Raw genomic sequence first — 19,038 nt, forward strand, 5'->3', positions numbered from 1 at the left:
CGCGCAACTGCCGCCCGAGAGGCTCAAGTCGCGTCCAGCGCCGGCGAGTTGCTGCCTCCGCCGCCGTCTCCGCCGGTGTCCCCGTCCTTGTCCTTCCCGTCCCCGTCCCCGTCCTCCCGTACGGGCAGCCCCGCCGCTAGTTCGGCGGCCGCCTGCACCAGGGGCAGGGCGAGCAGCCCGCCCGTGCCGCCGCCGACCTCGACCCGCTGTTCCAGCAGCGGGTCGAGCGCCATGCGGTCGAGTGCCTTCGCCTGTGCCGGTTCGCCGCCCGCGTGCCCGGCCACCCACCAGTCGGGCGCGCGGAACGCGACCCGCTGCGCCACGAGCGCGCATGCCGCGGAGACGACGCCGTCGAGCACCACGGGCGTGCGCCGTACCGCGGACTGCAGCAGGAACCCGGTCATCGCGGTGAGATCGGCGCCCGCGACCGCGGCGAGCAGTTCCAGCTGATCGCCCAGCACGGGCCGTGCGCGGCGCAGCCCGTCCCTGATGGCCGCGCACTTGCGCATCCACGCGAGGTCGTCGATCTCCCCGCCGCCCCTGCCCGTGACGACCGAGGCGTCGGTGCCGCACAGCGCCGCGATCAGCGTCCCGGCCGCCGTCGTGCCGCCGACGGAGAGATCACCGAGGACGACCAGATCGGTGCCCGCGTCCGCCTCCTCGTCCGCGACGGCCATCCCCGCACGGAAGGCCGCTTCCGCCTCCTGCGCGGTCAGCGAGTCCTCGATGTCCAGGCGGCCCGAGGAGCGGCGCACCCGGTGCCGGGTCACCTCGGCGGGGAACTCCGCCGGATCGCAGTCGAGCGCCATGTCGACGACCCTGACCGGGACTTCGAGGCGGCCGGCGAGGATCGCGGCGGGTGTGGTGCCCTCCAGGGCCTCCCGTACGAGCGTGTGCGCGGAGCCGGCGCGGTGGGAGGAGACGTCCAGCGAGGCCACGCCGTGATCGCCCGCGAAGACGACCAGGCGCGGCTGCCGTACCGGTTCGACGGGCAGCCGCCCCTGAGCCGCCGTCAGCCACTCGCCCAGCTCGTCCAGCCTGCCCAGCGCCTCGGGCGGCAGCCCGGTCCGTGCCCTCCGCTCCTCGGCGTCCCGGCGCAGCCCGCCGTGTGGGCGCTCGATGAGATCGGAGAAGTCATCCAGGTCCAGGGTGCGGTCAGTCATGTTGGCGAAGCGTACGGTACGGGCCGGCGCTCACGGCGGCGCGGTGCGGACGTACGTGCGGGTCGCCGCGGCGCCCGCTGCCGGGGTGGCTCCGGGGGTCCCGGCACCCTGCCGCTTCGGTCCGGCGCCGGCCCCGCGCCGGACCGCCGTACGGGCGGCCGAACCGGGGCCGCCGTGCCGTGCCGTCAGCCGCGCAACGGGTGCACCACGCCCGCGGTGACGAGCAGCACGTGCTCGCACTCGGCCGCGAACTCCGCGTTCAGACGGCCCAGTTCGTCGCGGAAGCGCCGCCCCGCAGGCGTCCCCGGGACGACGCCCGAACCGACTTCGTTGCTCACCGCCACCACCGTCCGCCGGGTCCTGCGCAGCGCCGATACGAGGGCGGAGACCCGCTCCCGCAGCATCCGCGAACCGACCGTCGCCCAGCGTTCGTCGTCCCAGGCGCCGACGGAGTCCATCGCGTCCGTCAGCCACAGCGCGAGGCAGTCGATGAGCAGCGGCGGGCCCGGCTCGTCCAGCAGCGGGACGAGATCGCAGGTCTCCTCCGTACGCCACGAGGCCGGGCGGCGTTCCTTGTGCGCGCTGACGCGTGCCGCCCACTCGGTGTCGCCCTCGCGAGCGCCGCCGGTGGCCACGTACACGACTCCGGGGAAGGAGGCCAGTCGCTGCTCCGCCTCGGCGGACTTCCCGGACCGCGCTCCGCCGAGTACGAGCGTGCGCCGCGGGATCTCGGGGACGTCCGGGTAGTCGCCGACGACGAGGGTCGTGCCGTCCGGTTCCGTGTGCGCTCCCGCCGCCGCGAGACGCCGGTGCAGCTCGGGGCCGGGCGGCACGTCGTGGTCGATGTGGAGGGCGACCACGTCGGTCGCCGGGCCCACGGCGCCGGCCGAGCGGAGGCGGGCGAGCGCCTCGGGGCGGCCGAGCACGTCGAGGAGCACCATGTCGTAGGGGGAGGCGGCCGGTTCGCGTCCCTCTTCGAGACCGGCGGGCGCCGCCGCCGGGGGCAGGTAGAGGAGGCGCTCTCCGCCGGGGCCGGTCACCTGGTAGCCGGTGCCGGGCGAGTCCAGGGCGACGGCGCGTATCCGGTGGCCGCTGATCAGGGCGAGATCCTGCCGCTCGGATACGCGCAGCGGTGCGGGCAGACCGGCCGGGAGCTCCATCACCGGGCCGTCGTGCGGGTGCGAGAGCAGCACCTGCCGTACGCCGTGCAGGGAACGCCCTGCCCGGGCGGCGGCGAAGGCGGGACCGGGGGTGAGGTCGAGCAGCACGGTGCTGTCCACCAGGACGGCGGTGGCGGCGCGTGCGTTCGTACGGCCCCTGACGCAGGCGGCGCACACGGCGCACGGGCAGTCGGGCCGGGGGAGTCCCGCGGGGGCTCCCGTGCCGAGCAGAGTGAGTTCCACACCCCGATCGTCTCGTGCGCGGTCGGCGCCTGCCCACTCAGGATTAGTCTGCGGGCAGCAACAGTCGATCTCTGGAGGCACACATGGCGTGGACGTGGCGGTTCGAGAAGGCCGACGGATCGGAGACCGAACCTGCCGTGGCGCCCGAGGAGTTCCCCACCCAGGGCGACGCCGAGTCCTGGATCGGCGAGGTCTGGAGGGAGCTGCTCGAAGGCGGCACCGACCAGGTGACCCTGCTGGACGACGGCAGCAAGGTCTACGGCCCGATGAGCCTGCACGCCCAGGACGGCTACGAGGGCGAGAACGTCTAGGGGGTGTCCGGCGGATCTTCGTGGGTCAGCGAGCGGTGTCCGGTGCCGTGCATCGCAAGGCGGAGGGTCGTTCTCATACTGGGGTCCCCCATGCCGGAGGCCAGGGGAGTATTCGGACGAGCCCGACAACGTAGCGAGGTGCGGTGCCGGGCATCGCGAGCCCGCGAGGATCCGCCGGACACCCCCTAGCCGCGGACCCGCCGACGCCCCTCGGCGCCCGGCGCCCCGGCGCCCTCCGATTCCGTCGGAGGGCGCCGTTGCGTGCCTGAGCCGGACGGCGGTCCGCAGGCCCGGGCCCGGGTCAGCCCGCGCCGCCCCGTACCCCGCAGACGTGCAGCATCGCCGCCACCGAGCGGTACGGGTCGCTGCGCCCCGCACGCTCCTCCGCGGCGAGCATCCGGTCCGCCTTCTCCTCCTCGGCGGGGCAGTCGTCGTTGCCGAATATCCCCACCCCGTACCACTGCCGCAGCGGTGTGCCGATCCCGGCGAGCCCCCTGGTCAGCGTCTCCAGGCGCAGGGCGTTCCCGGTCCGTTCCGGGAAGTCGAGGGCGGCGAGCGCCGCGTCCCAGTCGCCGGAGCGCCCTGGGTGCATGGCCAGCGCGGCGTCGTTCCGTATCAGCAGCGACAGCAGGCCGCCCGTGTCCAGGACCCGCGCGAGACCCGCGAGGGTGATGCCCGGGTCGCGTGCCTGGATCAGCCCGTCGTGGCAGAGCACGACGTCGAAGGTGCCGGGCAGGAAGTGCGCGCCGGTGTCCTCGCTGCCGCCGGCGACGAGGCGCACGCGCTTGCGTATGCCTTCGGGCTCCTCGGCGAGGTCCTTCTCGAAGAGTTCGCGCAGGTCGGGGTCGGACTGCAGGCCCGTCACCCGGTGGCCGGCGCGGGCCAGCCGCAGGGCCTGTACGCCGCGGCCGAGGCCGACGTCGAGCACGCGAAGCCTGCGCCCCACAGCGAAGCCTGCCGATATCTGCTCGTCCAGCTGACGGGCGAGCAGCCGCTGCCCGAGCTGTCCGGGGTCACTCAGGTCCACGGCGCACCCTGGACGGGGTCACGACGACGCCGGTGAGGAACTCCGTGAAGGTGCCGACGGGACGCCCGGACCGGCTCCGCGGAGCCTGCCGCCCGTTCAGGGCTTCTCGCCGCGTGCGACCTGCGGCTTGGGCAGGCGCATCCGGCGCAGCTGGAGCGTACGCATCAGGGCGTACGCGATGGCGCCGCGCTTGGACTCGTCGGGGTAGCGCGCCCGCAGGTCCCTCTTGAGCCGGAAGCCGAGCCCGATCGAGTCGAGCACGATCATCACGATCACGAAGAGCCAGAGCAGCAGCGAGATGTTCTTCAGCTGCAGCGAGGGCATCATGCTCAGCACGAGGATCATCACCGCGAGCGGCAGGAAGAACTCGGCGACCGACCAGCGCGAGTCCACGTAGTCGCGGGCGAAGCGCCGCACGGGGCCCTTGTCGCGCGCGGGCAGGTAACGCTCGTCACCGCCCGCCAGCGCCTGACGCTGCCGCGCCATGTCGCTGCGGCGCGCCTCGCGCTGCCGCTTGGCGGCCTCCTTGCGGTTGGCCGGGGCCTTGGCGAGCGTGCGGCGCTGCGACTGCGCCTCGCTGCGCTTGGGCGTCGGCCGGCCCTTGGGGGCCTCAGGATCACGGGTCTGCTGGGGCTCGGCGGCGGTCACCTGGGTGGTGGGAGCGGCCTGCCCGTCCTTCGAACGGCTTCGGAACACGTTCCCAAGACTACGGTGCCCCGCGGGGGTGCCCCCAGGCCCTGCCGGGAACGATCTCGCAACACCGTCCGCGGTACGTCTCGACCCCCGGCCACCCCCCGAGGGGGCCGTACCGCCGAACCGTCCGTAACGGCCCGTATCGCCCCGGTAGCGGCAGCAGAAAACGGGCCCGCCCTACTCCCTGCGCCGGAGGTTCCCCGGCCCGATCGTCCTTCAGGAGGAGCGCATCCGCTGCCGAACAGTGCGGTAATGGAACCAGGGCCCGTAGTCTTGGGTCTTGAAGGTGTGCTGCTGAGGCTCAGTCCGTTACGAAGGGGGCGCGCGAGGCCCATGAGCGGTGTCATGAAGCGTATGGGGATGATTTTCCGCGCGAAGGCCAACAAGGCCCTGGACCGGGCCGAGGACCCGCGCGAGACGCTCGATTACTCGTACCAGAAGCAGCTGGAGCTGCTGCAGAAGGTGCGCCGCGGCGTCGCCGACGTGGCGACGTCCCGCAAGCGGCTCGAACTGCAGATGAGCCAGCTCCAGGGCCAGTCCTCCAAGCTGGAGGAGCAGGGCAAGAAGGCTCTCGCGCTCGGCCGCGAGGACCTCGCCCGCGAGGCGCTCTCCCGCCGTGCTGCGCTCCAGCAGCAGGTCACCGACCTGGAGTCGCAGCACCAGACGCTGCAGGGCGAGGAGGAGAAGCTCACTCTCGCCTCCCAGCGGCTGCAGGCGAAGGTGGACGCCTTCCGTACGAAGAAGGAGACGATCAAGGCCACCTACACCGCCGCCCAGGCCCAGACGCGCATCGGGGAGGCCTTCTCCGGCATCTCCGAGGAGATGGGCGACGTCGGCATGGCGGTCCAGCGGGCGGAGGACAAGACCGCGGAGCTCCAGGCCCGCTCCGGAGCCATCGACGAGCTGCTCGCCTCCGGCGCGCTCGACGACGTGTCGGGCACCTCGAAGGACGACATCACCGCCGAGCTGGACAGGCTCTCCGGCGGCAGCGACGTGGAGCTGGAGCTGCAGCGGATGAAGGCCGAGCTGGCCGGCGGCTCGGAGAGCGGCGGACAGCAGGCCATCGAGGGCGGCAGCGGCGCCGGGCAGGCCAAGAGCCAGGGCCAGGAGCAGCAGCAGTCCCAGGACGCCCCGAAGTTCGAGAAGTAACGGCCGCACGCAGCGCGGGGGAGCGCCGTGCGCGGCACGGGCTCCCCGGCTCGCACGGGCAGCGACACCGAGTAGCAGCTGACGGCCCCGCGCCAGAAGGAGAGCGACATGATCGTACGGATCATGGGGGAAGGCCAGGTGAAGCTGGACGACAGCCACTTCGCCGAGCTGAACAAGCTGGACGACGAGCTGCTCTCCGAGATGGAGACGGGAGACCAGGAGGGCTTCCGCCGCACGCTGACGGCGCTCCTCAACGCCGTACGGACGATGGGCTCCTCGCTTCCCGACGACGCCCTGGAGCCGTCGGAGCTGATCCTGCCGGCCCCGGACGCCACCCTCGAAGAGGTACGAGAGATGCTCACCGACGACGGCCTCATCCCCAACTGAGCCCTCCCGGGAGGGCCGGACGGACGGCCCGCCCGGCCGGCACCACCCGGCGCACCGGCAAGCACAAGCCCTGGCAGGACACGGCAAACCTGCCCCACGGTCCGACGCACAACCCGCTCCACAACCTGCTCCACAACCCGACGAGCCTGACGCAGCAGACGTGCCCGATATGACGGCGAAGCCCGCAGCAGGCGCCCTGACCGATGTACGGCAGTGGATGCGCGCGCATCCCTACGCCGTCGACGCGCTGATCGCGCTGGGCGCCTTCCTCGCGATCCTGCTGGGCGCGGCCGCCGAGCCCTCCGGCCAGGAGGTCCGCCCCCACTTCGGCCGGCGCGAGGTGCCCCCGCAGACGGTCGTGCCGGCGGCGCTGGCGTGCGCGGTGCTGGTGCTGCGCCGGCGGGCTCCGATGCCGGTGCTGTGCATCACCAGCCTCGTCACCGTCGTGGGACTGGTCGTCGATCCCGGGGCCGGCGTTCCCGCAGAGGGACACCGGGCCCCCATCGTCATCTCCGCGATCATCGCGCTGTACACGGTCTCCAACCGCACCGACCGCGTCACCAGCGTGCGCGTCGGCGCCGTCACCGTGGGCGTGCTCACCGCCGCGGGCATGCTGCTGGGCAGCCGCCCGTGGTATGCGCAGGACAACCTCGCCACCTTCGCCTGGACGGGGCTGGCCGCCGCCGCCGGAGAGGCCGTACGCAGCCGGCGCGCCTTCGTCGACGCCATAAGGGAGCGGGCCGAGCGGGCCGAGCGCACACGCGAGGAGGAGGCGAGGCGGCGCGTCGCCGAGGAGCGCATGCGCATCGCCCGCGAGCTGCACGACGTCGTCGCCCATCACATCGCGCTCGTCAACGTCCAGGCGGGTGTGGCCTCGCACGTCATGGACCAGCGGCCCGACCAGGCCAAGGAGGCGCTGGCACACGTACGCGAGGCGAGCCGGCACGCGCTGAACGAGCTGCAGGCCACCGTCGGGCTGCTGCGGCAGTCCGGGGAGAGCACGGCGCCCACGGAACCCGCGCCGGGGCTCGGCGTCCTGGACGAACTGGTCGACGGCTTCTGCAGAGCCGGGCTCGTCGTCTCGGTGGACGTCAGCGCGGAGCCAGGGGGTGCGAGTGAGCGGGAGCGGCCACCGGAGCCGGCGCCGGGCCCGTACGCGCTTCCCGGGCCGGAAGCGGAAGGGGCGCCTGCGGGGGAGGAGCGAGCCGGAACCGAGACCGAGGCTTCCGGAGCCGAGGCCTCCGCCGGAGCCGTAGCGGCGGCGGGACTGCCGTCCGCGGTGGATCTCACCGCCTACCGCGTGGTGCAGGAGGCCCTGACGAACGTGCAGAAGCACGTCGGCACCGGCGCCCACGCCGAGGTGCGGATCGTCAACCGGCCCGGCGCCCTGGAGATCACCGTGACCGACGACGGCCGAGGGGACGGCCGAGGGCACGGCCGAGCGGACGCCCAAGCCGACGGCCAGGGCGACGGCAAGGAAAGCAACACCCCAGGGGGACGCTCCGCCGACGCCCCGGCAGCACAGGCGGTCGGCGCGGCCGAGGCGGCACAAGCCGCGGAGACCACCGGCACGTCGAGCGGAGCGTCGCCCGCCGCCGACGAAGCCCGTACGGACCTCCCCGAGCCGGGCGGCGGCCACGGCCTGATGGGAATGCGGGAGCGGGCCGCGGCGCTGCACGGAGAGTGTGAGACGGGGCCGCTGCCGGACGGCGGTTTCCGTGTCCACGTACGACTCCCGGTGCAGCCACGCAGCCGCGACCGGGAGCCCCGAGCCGAGGAAGGCGCCTCCGCATGACGATCCGCGTGGTGCTGGCGGACGACCAGACACTGCTGCGCAGCGCATTCAGGGTGCTGGTGGACTCCGAGCCGGACATGGAGGTCGTCGCCGAGGCCTCCGACGGAGCCAGAGCCGTGGAAGCGGTGCGCGAGTCGGGGGCCGACGTGGTGCTCATGGACATCCGGATGCCGGGCACTGACGGTCTCGCCGCCACGCGCGCCATCAGCGCCGATCCGTCCCTGGCCGAGGTCCGGGTCGTCATCCTCACCACGTTCGAGGTGGACGACTACGTCGTGCAGGCGCTCCGTGCGGGGGCCTCCGGCTTCCTCGGCAAGGGTGCGGAACCGGAGGAGCTGCTGGCCGCGATCCGTACGGCCGCGAAGGGCGACGCCCTGCTCTCGCCGGCGGCCACCAAGGGCCTGATCGCCTCCTTCCTGGCGCAGGGAGGCCCGTACGCGACGATGGACACCGAGGAGCAGGCGAGCCGTGGCGGGACGCAGGAGCAGCGCCCGCTCGACGCGCTCACAGGCCGGGAGCGCGAGGTGCTGACGCTGATCGGAGGCGGCCTCAACAACGACGAGATCGCGCAGCGGCTCGCCGTCAGCCCGCTCACCGTCAAGACGCACGTCAACCGCACCATGTCGAAGCTGGCGGCGCGGGACCGTGCGCAGCTCGTGGTCGCCGCGTACGAGAACGGCCTCGTGCGGCCCGGCACCCACTGACCGGGCACCGGCACCCGCAGCCACTGACCGGGCGGGCACCGGCACAGGCACCGGCGCCCGCGGCCCCGGAAGCATCCGCCGCCGGTTACGGCAGGGCCAGCATCTGCTCCAGGGCGAGCTTCGCGAACTTCTCGGTCTCCGCGTCGACTTCGATCCTGTTGACGACCTTGCCTTCCGCCAGCGACTCCAACGCCCAGACCAGATGCGGCAGATCGATGCGGTTCATCGTCGAGCAGAAGCAGACCGTACGGTCGAGGAAGACGACTTCCTTGTCGGGGGCGTGGCGTGCGGCCAGCCGCCGCACCAGGTTGAGTTCGGTGCCGACGGCCCACTTCGAACCGGCGGGCGCGGCTTCTAGAGCCTTGATGATGTGTTCGGTCGAGCCGACCTGGTCGGCTGCCGCCACGACTTCGTGCTTGCACTCCGGGTGCACCAGGACGTTGACGTCCGGGATGCGCTCGCGCACGTCCCGCACCGAGTCCACAGAGAAGCGTCCGTGCACCGAGCAGTGGCCCCGCCAGAGGATCATCTTCGCGTCGCGCAGCTGCTGCGCCGTCAGCCCGCCGTCCGGCTTGTGCGGGTTGTAGACGACGCAGTCCTCCAGGGACATCCCCAGCTCCCGTACGGCGGTGTTGCGCCCGAGGTGCTGGTCAGGCAGGAAGAGCACCTTCCGCCGGCTCTGCCGGGGATCGCCTTCCCCGAAGGCCCACTCCAGAGCGCGCCGCGCGTTGGACGACGTGCAGATCGTGCCGCCGTGCCTGCCCGTGAACGCCTTGATGTCGGCCGAGGAGTTCATGTACGAGACGGGCACCGTCGCGTCCGCGACCCCGGCCTCGGTGAGCACGTCCCAGCACTCGGCGACCTGCTCGGCGGTGGCCATGTCCGCCATGGAGCAGCCCGCGGCGAGATCTGGAAGGACGACCTTCTGACGGGCGGAGGTGAGGATGTCGGCCGACTCGGCCATGAAGTGCACGCCGCAGAAGACTATGTACTCCGCACCGGGCCTGGCCGCCGCGTCCCGTGCCAGCTTGAAGGAGTCCCCTGTGACGTCAGCGAACTCGATCACTTCGTCGCGCTGGTAGTGATGGCCGAGCACGAAGACCCGCTCGCCGAGCTTCTCCTTGGCCGCACGCGCACGCTCGACCAGACCGGGATCCGAGGGGGCGGGAAGGTCCCCGGGACACTCGACGCCGCGCTCGCTCCTCGGGTCGGACTCGCGGCCGAGGAGCAGCAGCGCAAGCGGAGTCGGCTGTACATCCAGTGGGGCGGTCACGGCACCCACCCTCCCTTTTCTCCATCGCCGCAAGCGGCTTTTCGTCTAATTGACGCTATTAATCATAACCGCTTCACGTCACTTTGACGATGGCGTTCGCGTCGATGTGACGCATTCCCGGCGGCTCCCGGCGTGTGCGAGCATGAGGGAGGAGAACGACGTAGAAAAGAACGTGTCCCCCTGGAATGAATCCGGGACGCCGTCGGTTGATTCGACGGCAGAGCAGTCCGAACAACCCGGGAGAGAAGCAGATGTCCGTATCGGACGACACCGCTGTGAGCGACGGCATCATCCTGTCCGACGCCGCCGCGGCGAAGGTCAAGACCCTGCTCGAGCAGGAGGGCCGCGACGACTTGGCGCTCCGGGTCGCCGTCCAGCCCGGTGGCTGTTCCGGCCTGCGCTACCAGCTCTTCTTCGACGAGCGGTCGCTCGACGGCGACGTGATCAAGGACTTCGACGGTGTGAAGGTCGTCACCGACCGGATGAGCGCCCCCTACCTGGGCGGCGCCTCCATCGACTTCGTCGACACCATCGAGAAGCAGGGCTTCACGATCGACAACCCGAACGCGACGGGCTCCTGCGCCTGCGGCGACTCCTTCAACTGAGAAGGGGCCGTCAAGGCCGGCGCGGCCGCACATCTGAACAAGACGAAGGCGGCGGACTCCCCCCACCAGGGGTCCGCCGCCTTCGTCGTTCCCGCCCCCGTGCTCTCAGGTCCTGACCGGCGTCGCGATGCCGCTATGCCTACCCACCGCTCGCAGGTTCACTTGCGCGGAAGTCCTTGCCCGTCGGCCGCGTCCACGAGCTTGCGGTCGCCGAGCGCCTTGTCCAGCTCGACCTCGACGCTCTGGAGCTTGGCCATCTTCACGCACACCTTCTTGTGGTCCTTCTCCTTCTGACGCACGCTCACCTTCACCGTCTTCCCGGACTCCTCGGCGACCGCCTCGTAGCCGCTGCAGACGCCGCCCCAGAAGGTCAGCTTCACCTTGCGGCCGTCCGCCTCGTAGGAGTTGACGGCCTGTACGGGCGCCGGTCCCGGCTCCGCCGCCTGGCCGGAATCCGAATCCGAGCCGGAACCTGACCCCGGGGCCGGGGCCGGCCCGGAACCGGAGTCCGAATCCGGCGCATCGCCGGAACCCGGCTGCGCGGGCCGCGCCGGCTTGAGGTATTCGGGCTCCACCGCGGGGTGGGCGACGCTCGCCGTTTGGTCGCCGCCCAGCCGCACCTCGTAGATCCACGACGGCACGAGCACGGGCTTGCCTACCGTGTAGCGCGTGACCAGCCCGAACTCCGCACCGGTCACCTTCAGCGGCTTGCGGGGCTGGACCTTCCCGGAGTCGGGCTTTCCCGGCTCGGTCTCCCCGGGCTTCCCGGGGTCGGGCTTCGCGGGTTCCGTGCCGGGCTCGGCCTTCCCGTCGTGGGCCCACGGCTCACGAACGGTGCCCGCGCCGGCGCCGGCCCCCGCCGAACCCTGCTTGTTGAGGTGCTTGAGCGTCTCCTCCGCCGACATCACCGGGTAGGAGGCGCCCTTCCTGAGCTCGCCGACGTTGCCGTGGCCCCGCACGACCTTGCCGTCCTTGTTCACCGTGAAGGTGCTGTTCCAGTCGTTCGCCTTCATGCCGGCCACCTTCGGGGTGGCGGTCACCATGCGCAGCGAGCCCGCGGTCACGCCCGCGTCCAGCTCGGCGTCCTCGAGCTTCAGCGTCTTCAGCACCGGCCGTACGGCGCTCTTCGCCTTGCCCTCCGAGATCGGATCGCCCTCGCCGGACCCCGGCATGGCGGGGCAGGAATCCGGGACGCCGCCGCCCTCGGGCGGCACGAGGCCGGCGCTCACCGGCGGCTTGCCGCAGGGCATGCCGGGCCAACTCCCGGACCGGTACGTCCAGTTGCCGGCCATCCGGTCGTCGTTCACGGTGAGGGCCGTGCCGCCCGGGGACTTCTCGTCCTCACCGACGACCCAGCGGCCGGACTTCTTCTCCGGCTTTCCCGTCACCCCGAGCACCCCGGCGAGCGCCGAGACGGAGCCCCGCTCGACGGTGGCCGGATTCCGGTAGACGGCTGCGGCGTCCGGGCCGTCCGGCAGCTCGCCGTTGGCGCGGTAGACCTGCGGATGCGGTTCGCCCGGCGCGATGCCCGGCCCGTCGCGTCCGTCCTCACCGCTCTGCTCGGCGGAGACGAGGCCGTCCAGTGCGAGCCTCGGCGGCTCGGACGCACTGCCGGTTCCCGCGGAGCTTCCCCCTGGGCCGCCGGTCGAGGCCCACCAGGCACCACCGCCGCCGGTCACCAGTACGGCTGCGGCCACCGTGATCACAGGCAAGCGGTGCCGTCGCCGCCGGACGGCCGGCTCTCCCCCTGGGCCCTGCGGCCCGGGTGGCGTCCCCAGGGCGGCAGAGGTCTCCCCGCCGGAGGCGGGGGACGGTTCGGTGCTCACGGCAGTGCTCCTTCGGCTCCGCTCATCGCGCCTCCTCCCGCCCCTGCCTGGCGCGAGAACCGCGATGGACACCCATGTGACGGAGCCGGAGGCCGGAAGGTTCCCGTAAGTCCCCGGAAGATCTCAGCGAAGCGCGGCGGCCCGTGCGGCCGGAGGCCCGCAGGCACGCGCAGGGGCGCGCGCCGGGGCTGGCACCTTCGTCCGTACGTTCACCAGACCCCGTACTCGGACATGCCCTCCAGGACCCGCACCGAGGCCGCCGGAACCCGCACCCCGTGCAGCGCCTCGTACGACGCCGCGGGGACGGCCGGGACGCCGGGATCAGCCTGGGGGCACCACCCGGGGCGCGAGGCCCAGGGGGAGAGCAGGTCGAGCGCGGGGTCGGACACGGGGACTGTCCAGTGCCGCGCCATGTGGGCACAGTCACCCAGCAGCTGGTCCATCGACTCGGGTTCTGCGGCCGTGCGCCGCGTCAGATCGGGCATGCAGCCGACGCTACGCAGCAGGTGAGGCGCCTGGAAGGCCCTACTATCTGGTAGTTACGTCCTGTTCGGTTACGCGGGAGGAGCAGGTAGCGTGATGGTGCCATCCGACAGCGTCCTCCGACAGGAGCAGTTTTCGCCGTGCGTATCGCAGTCACCGGCTCCATCGCGAATGACCACCTGATGACGTTCCCTGGTCGCTTCGCCGACCAGCTGGTCGCCGACCAGTTGCACACCGTTTCGCTCTCCTTCCTCGTCGACTCGCTTGAGATCAGGCGCGGCGGCGTGGGTGCCAACATCGCCTTCGGCATGGGGCAGCTGGGAGCGAACCCGATCCTGGTCGGCGCCGCGGGCGAGGATTTCGAGGAGTACCGCGCCTGGCTCGACAGGCACGGGGTGGACACCGAGTCCGTCCACATCTCCGAACTGCGGCACACCGCCCGCTTCGTCTGCACCACCGACGAGGCGCACAACCAGATCGGCTCCTTCTACACCGGGGCCATGAGCGAGGCCCGCCAGATCGAACTCCAGACCGTCGCGGAACGCGTCGGCGGCCTCGACCTCGTCTGCATCAGCGCCGACGACCCCGAGGCGATGACCCGGCACACCGAGGAGTGCCGCAAGCGCGGGATCCCCTTCGCCGCGGACTTCTCGCAGCAGATCGCGCGCATGCAGGGCGAGGACATCCGCACCCTCGTGGAAGGCGCCACCTTCCTCTTCTCGAACGAGTACGAGAAGGAGCTCATCGAGACCAAGACCGGCTGGAGCGACAAGGAGATACTCGCCAAGGTCGCCACCCGGGTCGTCACGCTGGGCGCGAAGGGCGTCCGCATCGAACGGGAGGGCGAGGAGCCCATCGTGGTCGGTGTGCCGAAGGAGGAGGCCAAGGCCGACCCCACGGGCGTCGGCGACGCGTTCCGCGCGGGCTTCCTCTCGGGCCTCGCGTGGGGCGTGAGCCTTGAGCGCGCCGCGCAGGTGGGCTGCATGGTGGCCACCCTCGTCATCGAGACGGTGGGCACGCAGGAGTACGAGCTGAAGCGGTCCCACTTCATGGAGCGCTTCACGACGCAGTACGGCGAGGAGGCGGCCGCCGAGGTCGCCGCGCACCTCAACTGATGCGCTGACGCGCCGGACCCCTGGGTTCCCCGTACGGCGGGGCGGCACCGGCCGCCCCGCCGTACGCGTTCGTGCGGTCCGGACGTACGGACGTATTGGACGTCCCGACCCGTGGAGCGTCCGTACGCGGCGCCGCACACGGTCAGTTGAGCCGGCGGACCCTGAACTCGGTGCCGTCCGCGCCGAGATACTCCTGGCCGCGCATCCCGCACCAGGCCGGAATGTCCACGCGGGCGGCCTCGTCGTCCGCGAGGACCGCGACCACACCGCCCACGGGTACGTCGCCGATCACCTTCGCCAGTTCGATCACCGGCAGGGGGCACAGCGAACCGAGCGCGTCCACCGTCACGGCCGGGGACCCGGCGGGTGGCGCGGGCACCTCCTGGTCCTGCTGGTCCTGCTGGTCCTGCTGGCCCTGCTGGCCCTCCTGGTACGTCTGGTCTCCCTGGTCCGTCTGGTCGGCCTGGTGTGCTGCCCCTGCCGCCCGCCACGCCCCGCCCGACCGCTCGCGCGGCTCCTCGCCCGATTCCTCGCCGGGTTCCCTTCGCGGCTCCGCCTTCGTACCGCCGGCCGCGTCGAGCTGCGCGCGCACCTCGCGCACCGCCTCCGGGAGCACCTCCAGGAAGCGCTCCACCTCTTCCTCCGCCGACGGCCCGGCCGACGGGGAGAGCGACACCCGGATGTTGCCCTCGGACAGCACCCCCATCGCGCGGAGCACATGGCTCGGCGTCAGCGTGCTCGACGTGCAGGACGACCCTGAGGAGACCGAGAAGCCCTGCCGGTCCAGCGCGTGCAGCAGCGCCTCACCGTCCACGTACAGGCAGGAGAAGGTCACCAGGTTCGGCAGGCGCCGCACCGGGTCGCCGACGACCTCGACGTCCGGCACCAGCTCCGGCACGCGCGACCGCACCAGGTCGGTCAGGCCGCGCAGCCGGGCGGCCGCGGCGCCGGCCTCGGCACGCACTGCCCGCAGCGAGGCGGCAGCGGCCACGATCGCCGGAATGTTCTCGAAACCGGCCGCGCGCCCCGCCTCCCGCTCGTCCACGGGCGGCGGCACCGCGAAGCGCACGCCCTTGCGGACGGCCAGCAGCCCCACGCCGGGCGGGCCGCCCCACTTGTGCGCGCTGCCCGCCAGTAGCGACCAACTGCCCCCGGGCGGGCCCCAGGCCAGCGACTGCGCCGCGTCGACCAGGAGCGGCACACCCGCGTCGGCGCACGCCCCGGCCACCTCCGCTACGGGCTGCTCGGTGCCCACCTCGTGGTTGGCGGACTGCAGGCAGGCAAGCGCGGCCTTCTCGCCGTGCTCACCGAGCGCCGCACCGAAGTCCGCCGCGGCCACCTGCCCCGTACGGCTGACGGGCACCTCGGCCACGGCCCCGCCCGCGGCCTCGTGAGCGGACGCCGCGTGCAGCACCGCGGAGTGCTCGACGGCGGATACGACCAGCCGCCGTCCCGCACGGCGCCGCCCCGCGAGCGCACCCGCGATGCCGGTGTGCAGGGCCCTGGTACCCGATGGGGTGAAAACCAGCTCGTCCGGGCGGCATCCGACCGCCTCGGCGGCCGTCTCCCGCGCCGCGTCGAGCAGCATCCGCGCCCGCCGTCCTTCGCGGTGCAGACGTGCGGGGTCCGCCCAGCCCTCGTCCAGCGCGGCGACGAGCGCCTCGCGGGCGACGGGATGCAGAGGCACGGAGGACGCGGCGTCGAAGTAGGGCACACAGGAACGCTAGCGCGCTGCGGACGTACGGGCTCGCGGGTGCCCCGTGGTGCCCGACGGGGCGCCGCAGAGCGCCTGTTGAAGGGGGTGCGGCGCGTTGGGGACCCTCCCCGCGAGGCCCCAAGAACGGTCCAGTAAGGTTTGCCCCGCATAAACATCCAAACCCCTGCCCGCGCCAGGACCCGCGCCCGACCTGCAAAACGGCCGAGCCGGCATGGGCGGGCGAGACTCTCGGGAAGGCGCTACGTGAGTCCCAACGGCTCCGACCTCCCCCACCGCCCGCCGGGCGTGGGCGGTACCCCCATGTCGCGGCGCCCGATGCGGCGGAAGCTGCAGCAGGCGCTTGCCGCGGGCCTGGTCCTGGCGACCGCTACCGGTTGCACATACAAGGACTTCCCCCGCCTCGGCATGCCCACCCCGGTCACCGACGAGGCTCCGCGGATCCTCTCCCTGTGGCAGGGATCATGGGCGGCAGCGCTCGCCGTGGGCGTTCTGGTGTGGGGCCTGATCGTGTGGAGCGTGGTCTTCCACCGCCGTTCCAGGACCAAGGTCGAAGTTCCCCCGCAGACCCGGTACAACATGCCCATCGAGGCCCTGTACACAGTGGTCCCCATCATCATCGTCGCGGTGCTCTTCTACTTCACCGCGCGGGACGAGACCAAGCTTCTGGCGACGTCGAAGAAGCCCGATCACGTCGTCAACGTGGTGGGCTTCCAGTGGAGCTGGGGCTTCAACTACATCGAGGACGTGGACGGCAAGGCCTCCACCTCCAACACCGGTGACAAGGAACTCTCCGCGATCCCGGACCGGATGAGGACGACCTTCCCCAAGGGCGCCGACGGCGTCTACACCGTCGGGACCCCTGCCGAGCGCAACCCGCAGAACGGCAACCCGGGCCCCACGCTCTGGCTGCCCAAGGGCGAGAAGGTGCAGTTCATCCTCACCTCACGCGACGTCATCCACTCCTTCTGGCCGGTGCCGTTCCTGATGAAGCAGGACGTCATCCCCGGTCACGTCAACCGCTTCGAGGTGACCCCCACCAAGGAGGGCACCTACATGGGCAAGTGCGCCGAACTGTGCGGCGTCGACCACGCCCGGATGCTCTTCAACGTGAAGGTCGTGTCCCCGGAGCGCTACCAGCAGCATCTGAAGGACCTGGCCGAGAAGGGCCAGACCGGCTACATCCCGTCGGGCACCGCCACCACCGGCGACGCCAGGAATGCGGAGACGAATAACCCGTGAGCATCCTCAACGAACCCAAGGGTGCCGCCGCGACGGCCGAGGCAGCACCGCCCGTACGGCAGAAGACGCCCGGCGCCATGGTGGTCGACTGGGCCACCACGACCGACCACAAGAAGATCGGGACGCTGTACTTCGTCACGTCCTTCGTCTTCTTCCTCTTCGGCGGCGTCATGGCGCTGTTCATGCGTGCCGAACTGGCACGGCCCGGCACACAGGTGATGTCGAGCGAGCAGTTCAACCAGGCGTTCACCATGCACGGCACGATCATGCTGCTGATGTTCGCCACCCCGCTGTTCGCCGGTTTCGCGAACTGGATCATGCCGCTGCAGATCGGATCGCCCGATGTGGCCTTCCCGCGGCTGAACATGCTGGCGTACTGGCTCTACCTCTTCGGCTCGCTCATCGCCGTCGGCGGCTTCCTCACGCCGTCGGGCGCCGCGGACTTCGGGTGGTTCGCCTATTCGCCGCTCTCGGACGCGGTCCGCTCACCGGGCATCGGTGCCGACCTGTGGATCATGGGCCTGGCGCTCTCCGGGTTCGGCACCATCCTCGGCTCCGTCAACTTCATCACCACGATCATCTGCATGCGCGCACCCGGCATGACGATGTTCCGGATGCCGATCTTCACGTGGAACGTGCTGCTCACCGGTGTGCTGGTGCTGCTGGCCTTCCCGGTCCTCGCCGCGGCGCTGTTCGCACTGGAGGCGGACCGGAAGTTCGGGGCCCATGTCTTCGACGCGGCCAACGGCGGTGCGCTGCTGTGGCAGCACCTGTTCTGGTTCTTCGGCCATCCAGAGGTCTACATCATCGCGCTGCCGTTCTTCGGCATCATCTCCGAGATCATCCCGGTCTTCAGCCGCAAGCCGATGTTCGGGTACATCAGCCTCATCGGCGCGACGATCGCCATCGCGGGCCTCTCGGTGACCGTCTGGGCCCACCACATGTACGTCACCGGCGGGGTGCTGCTGCCCTTCTTCGCCTTCATGACGTTCCTGATCGCGGTGCCGACAGGCGTGAAGTTCTTCAACTGGATCGGGACGATGTGGAAGGGCTCGCTGTCCTTCGAGACACCGATGCTCTGGTCGATCGGCTTCCTGGTCACGTTCCTCTTCGGCGGTCTGACCGGTGTCATCCTGGCCGCGCCGCCGATGGACTTCCACGTCTCCGACTCCTACTTCGTGGTGGCGCACTTCCACTACGTCGTGTTCGGGACGGTCGTCTTCGCGATGTTCGCCGGCTTCCACTTCTGGTGGCCGAAGTTCACCGGAAAGATTCTCGACGAGCGACTCGGCAAGATCACCTTCTGGACGCTGTTCGCGGGCTTCCACGGCACCTTCCTCGTCCAGCACTGGCTGGGCGCCGAAGGCATGCCGCGGCGCTACTCCGACTACCTGGCCGCCGACGGCTTCACCGCCCTGAACACGGTCTCGACCATCAGCTCCTTCGTGCTGGGGCTGTCGGTCCTGCCGTTCCTCTACAACATCTGGAAGACGGCCAAGTACGGAAAGACTGTCGAGGCCGACGACCCGTGGGGCTACGGCCGTTCCCTCGAATGGGCGACGAGCTGCCCGCCCCCGCGGCACAACTTCCTGCAGCTGCCGCGCATCCGTTCGGAGTCTCCGGCCTTCGATCTGCACTACCCAGAGGTCGCGGCCCTCGACCAGCTCGGTGAGCAGCAGGCCGCGGGCGACCGGACGCTCGTCGGCGGCAAGGAGGGCTCGAAGTGAAGATCCAGGGCAAGATGTTCCTCGGCCTGGCGGTCTTCCTGCTGGCCACAGCGATCATCTACGGAGCCTGGTCGAAGGAGCCGGTCGGTACCACCGGGCTGTTCCTCGCCTTCGGCCTGGCGGTGATGATCGGCTACTACCTCGCCTTCACGGCCCGTCGCGTGGACGTCGGCGCGCAGGACAACAAAGAGGCCGAGGTGGCGGACGACGCTGGCGAGGTCGGGTTCTTCAGCCCGCACAGCTGGCAGCCGCTGGCTCTCGGGCTCGGCGCCGCCTTCGGTTTCCTGGGCGTGGCCTTCGGATGGTGGCTGGTGTTCGTATCGGCTCCGCTGCTCTTCGTCGGCCTCTTCGGCTGGGTCTTCGAGTACTACCACGGCGAGAATCGCACCCAGTAAGGCTCCAGGCTGAGGCAGTCCGCAAA

Annotated in this window: 18 protein-coding genes; 10 read left to right on the forward strand and 8 right to left on the reverse strand. The window is 71.3% G+C overall.

What is annotated here, in order from left to right; all coding sequences use genetic code 11:
• Positions 1 to 23: 23 nt before the first annotated feature.
• Positions 24 to 1,163, reverse strand: coding sequence for a nicotinate-nucleotide--dimethylbenzimidazole phosphoribosyltransferase (locus tag ACSMXX_RS24985; protein WP_473180943.1), 1,140 nt, complete (start codon positions 1,161 to 1,163; stop codon positions 24 to 26).
• Positions 1,164 to 1,348: 185 nt separating this feature from the next.
• Positions 1,349 to 2,566, reverse strand: a complete 1,218-nt coding sequence (locus tag ACSMXX_RS24990; protein ID WP_473180944.1) for a bifunctional adenosylcobinamide kinase/adenosylcobinamide-phosphate guanylyltransferase — start codon at positions 2,564 to 2,566, stop codon at positions 1,349 to 1,351.
• A gap of 83 nt (positions 2,567 to 2,649) precedes the next feature.
• Between ACSMXX_RS24990 and ACSMXX_RS24995 the strand changes: the two genes are divergently transcribed.
• Positions 2,650 to 2,877, forward strand: coding sequence for a hypothetical protein (locus ACSMXX_RS24995; protein ID WP_473180945.1), 228 nt, complete (start codon positions 2,650 to 2,652; stop codon positions 2,875 to 2,877).
• A 301-nt stretch (positions 2,878 to 3,178) separates the two neighbouring features.
• On the opposite strand, the gene ACSMXX_RS25000 is transcribed toward ACSMXX_RS24995, so the two are convergent.
• Together ACSMXX_RS25000 and ACSMXX_RS25005 are read right to left on the reverse strand one after the other, a co-directional pair.
• The gene (locus tag ACSMXX_RS25000; RefSeq protein WP_473180946.1) at positions 3,179 to 3,904 is read right to left on the reverse strand and encodes a class I SAM-dependent methyltransferase; all 726 of its coding nucleotides are present in this window, start codon (positions 3,902 to 3,904) and stop codon (positions 3,179 to 3,181) included.
• 96 nt (positions 3,905 to 4,000) lie between these two features.
• Positions 4,001 to 4,600, reverse strand: coding sequence for a DUF3043 domain-containing protein (locus tag ACSMXX_RS25005; protein WP_473180947.1), 600 nt, complete (start codon positions 4,598 to 4,600; stop codon positions 4,001 to 4,003).
• A 249-nt stretch (positions 4,601 to 4,849) separates the two neighbouring features.
• Here ACSMXX_RS25005 and ACSMXX_RS25010 point away from each other — a divergent pair, with 249 nt between their 5' ends.
• From ACSMXX_RS25010 to ACSMXX_RS25025, 4 genes are all read left to right on the forward strand, one after another.
• The gene (locus ACSMXX_RS25010) at positions 4,850 to 5,746 is read left to right on the forward strand and encodes a PspA/IM30 family protein (RefSeq protein ID WP_473180948.1); all 897 of its coding nucleotides are present in this window, start codon (positions 4,850 to 4,852) and stop codon (positions 5,744 to 5,746) included.
• 108 nt (positions 5,747 to 5,854) lie between these two features.
• Complete coding sequence (gene pspAA, locus ACSMXX_RS25015) at positions 5,855 to 6,133, forward strand: PspA-associated protein PspAA (RefSeq protein ID WP_473180949.1); 279 nt, start codon at positions 5,855 to 5,857, stop codon at positions 6,131 to 6,133.
• Between the two features lie 169 nt (positions 6,134 to 6,302).
• Positions 6,303 to 7,928 carry a sensor histidine kinase gene (locus tag ACSMXX_RS25020; protein ID WP_473184951.1) on the forward strand — a complete coding sequence of 542 codons (1,626 nt, stop codon included), beginning with the start codon at positions 6,303 to 6,305 and terminating at the stop codon, positions 7,926 to 7,928.
• Positions 7,925 to 8,632, forward strand: a complete 708-nt coding sequence (locus tag ACSMXX_RS25025; protein WP_473180950.1) for a response regulator — start codon at positions 7,925 to 7,927, stop codon at positions 8,630 to 8,632. Before ACSMXX_RS25020 ends, ACSMXX_RS25025 begins: the two co-directional genes overlap by 4 nt.
• Positions 8,633 to 8,717: 85 nt before the next feature.
• Here the strand turns inward: ACSMXX_RS25025 and nadA are convergent, their stop codons facing one another.
• A complete protein-coding gene (nadA, locus tag ACSMXX_RS25030; RefSeq protein ID WP_473180951.1) occupies positions 8,718 to 9,914 on the reverse strand; it encodes a quinolinate synthase NadA in 1,197 nt (398 codons plus the stop codon).
• A gap of 242 nt (positions 9,915 to 10,156) precedes the next feature.
• Between nadA and ACSMXX_RS25035 the strand changes: the two genes are divergently transcribed.
• Entirely contained in the window at positions 10,157 to 10,510 is a 354-nt protein-coding gene (locus ACSMXX_RS25035; protein ID WP_473180952.1) for a HesB/IscA family protein, read from the forward strand.
• Positions 10,511 to 10,668: 158 nt separating this feature from the next.
• Here the strand turns inward: ACSMXX_RS25035 and ACSMXX_RS25040 are convergent, their stop codons facing one another.
• On the reverse strand, positions 10,669 to 12,336 hold the full coding sequence (locus ACSMXX_RS25040; RefSeq protein WP_473180953.1) for a hypothetical protein: 1,668 nt from the start codon (positions 12,334 to 12,336) through the stop codon (positions 10,669 to 10,671).
• A 209-nt stretch (positions 12,337 to 12,545) separates the two neighbouring features.
• Positions 12,546 to 12,821 carry a hypothetical protein gene (locus ACSMXX_RS25045; RefSeq protein ID WP_473180954.1) on the reverse strand — a complete coding sequence of 92 codons (276 nt, stop codon included), beginning with the start codon at positions 12,819 to 12,821 and terminating at the stop codon, positions 12,546 to 12,548.
• A gap of 138 nt (positions 12,822 to 12,959) precedes the next feature.
• Between ACSMXX_RS25045 and ACSMXX_RS25050 the strand changes: the two genes are divergently transcribed.
• On the forward strand, positions 12,960 to 13,934 hold the full coding sequence (locus tag ACSMXX_RS25050) for a carbohydrate kinase family protein (RefSeq protein ID WP_473180955.1): 975 nt from the start codon (positions 12,960 to 12,962) through the stop codon (positions 13,932 to 13,934).
• 142 nt (positions 13,935 to 14,076) lie between these two features.
• Here the strand turns inward: ACSMXX_RS25050 and ACSMXX_RS25055 are convergent, their stop codons facing one another.
• The gene (locus ACSMXX_RS25055) at positions 14,077 to 15,648 is read right to left on the reverse strand and encodes an aminotransferase class V-fold PLP-dependent enzyme (protein WP_473180956.1); all 1,572 of its coding nucleotides are present in this window, start codon (positions 15,646 to 15,648) and stop codon (positions 14,077 to 14,079) included.
• A gap of 246 nt (positions 15,649 to 15,894) precedes the next feature.
• Here ACSMXX_RS25055 and ctaC point away from each other — a divergent pair, with 246 nt between their 5' ends.
• Genes ctaC through ACSMXX_RS25070 form a run of 3 tightly spaced genes read left to right on the forward strand, consistent with a single transcriptional unit; the run spans position 15,895 to position 19,012 of the window.
• Positions 15,895 to 16,890, forward strand: coding sequence for an aa3-type cytochrome oxidase subunit II (gene ctaC / locus ACSMXX_RS25060; RefSeq protein ID WP_473180957.1), 996 nt, complete (start codon positions 15,895 to 15,897; stop codon positions 16,888 to 16,890).
• Positions 16,887 to 18,617, forward strand: a complete 1,731-nt coding sequence (gene ctaD / locus ACSMXX_RS25065; protein WP_473180958.1) for an aa3-type cytochrome oxidase subunit I — start codon at positions 16,887 to 16,889, stop codon at positions 18,615 to 18,617. The genes ctaC and ctaD overlap by 4 nt, the downstream gene beginning before the upstream one ends.
• Positions 18,614 to 19,012 carry a cytochrome c oxidase subunit 4 gene (locus ACSMXX_RS25070; RefSeq protein WP_070011953.1) on the forward strand — a complete coding sequence of 133 codons (399 nt, stop codon included), beginning with the start codon at positions 18,614 to 18,616 and terminating at the stop codon, positions 19,010 to 19,012. The genes ctaD and ACSMXX_RS25070 overlap by 4 nt, the downstream gene beginning before the upstream one ends.
• The last annotated feature ends 26 nt before the right edge of the window (positions 19,013 to 19,038 follow it).

Source organism: Streptomyces sp. DSM 116795 (genome assembly GCF_055792905.1).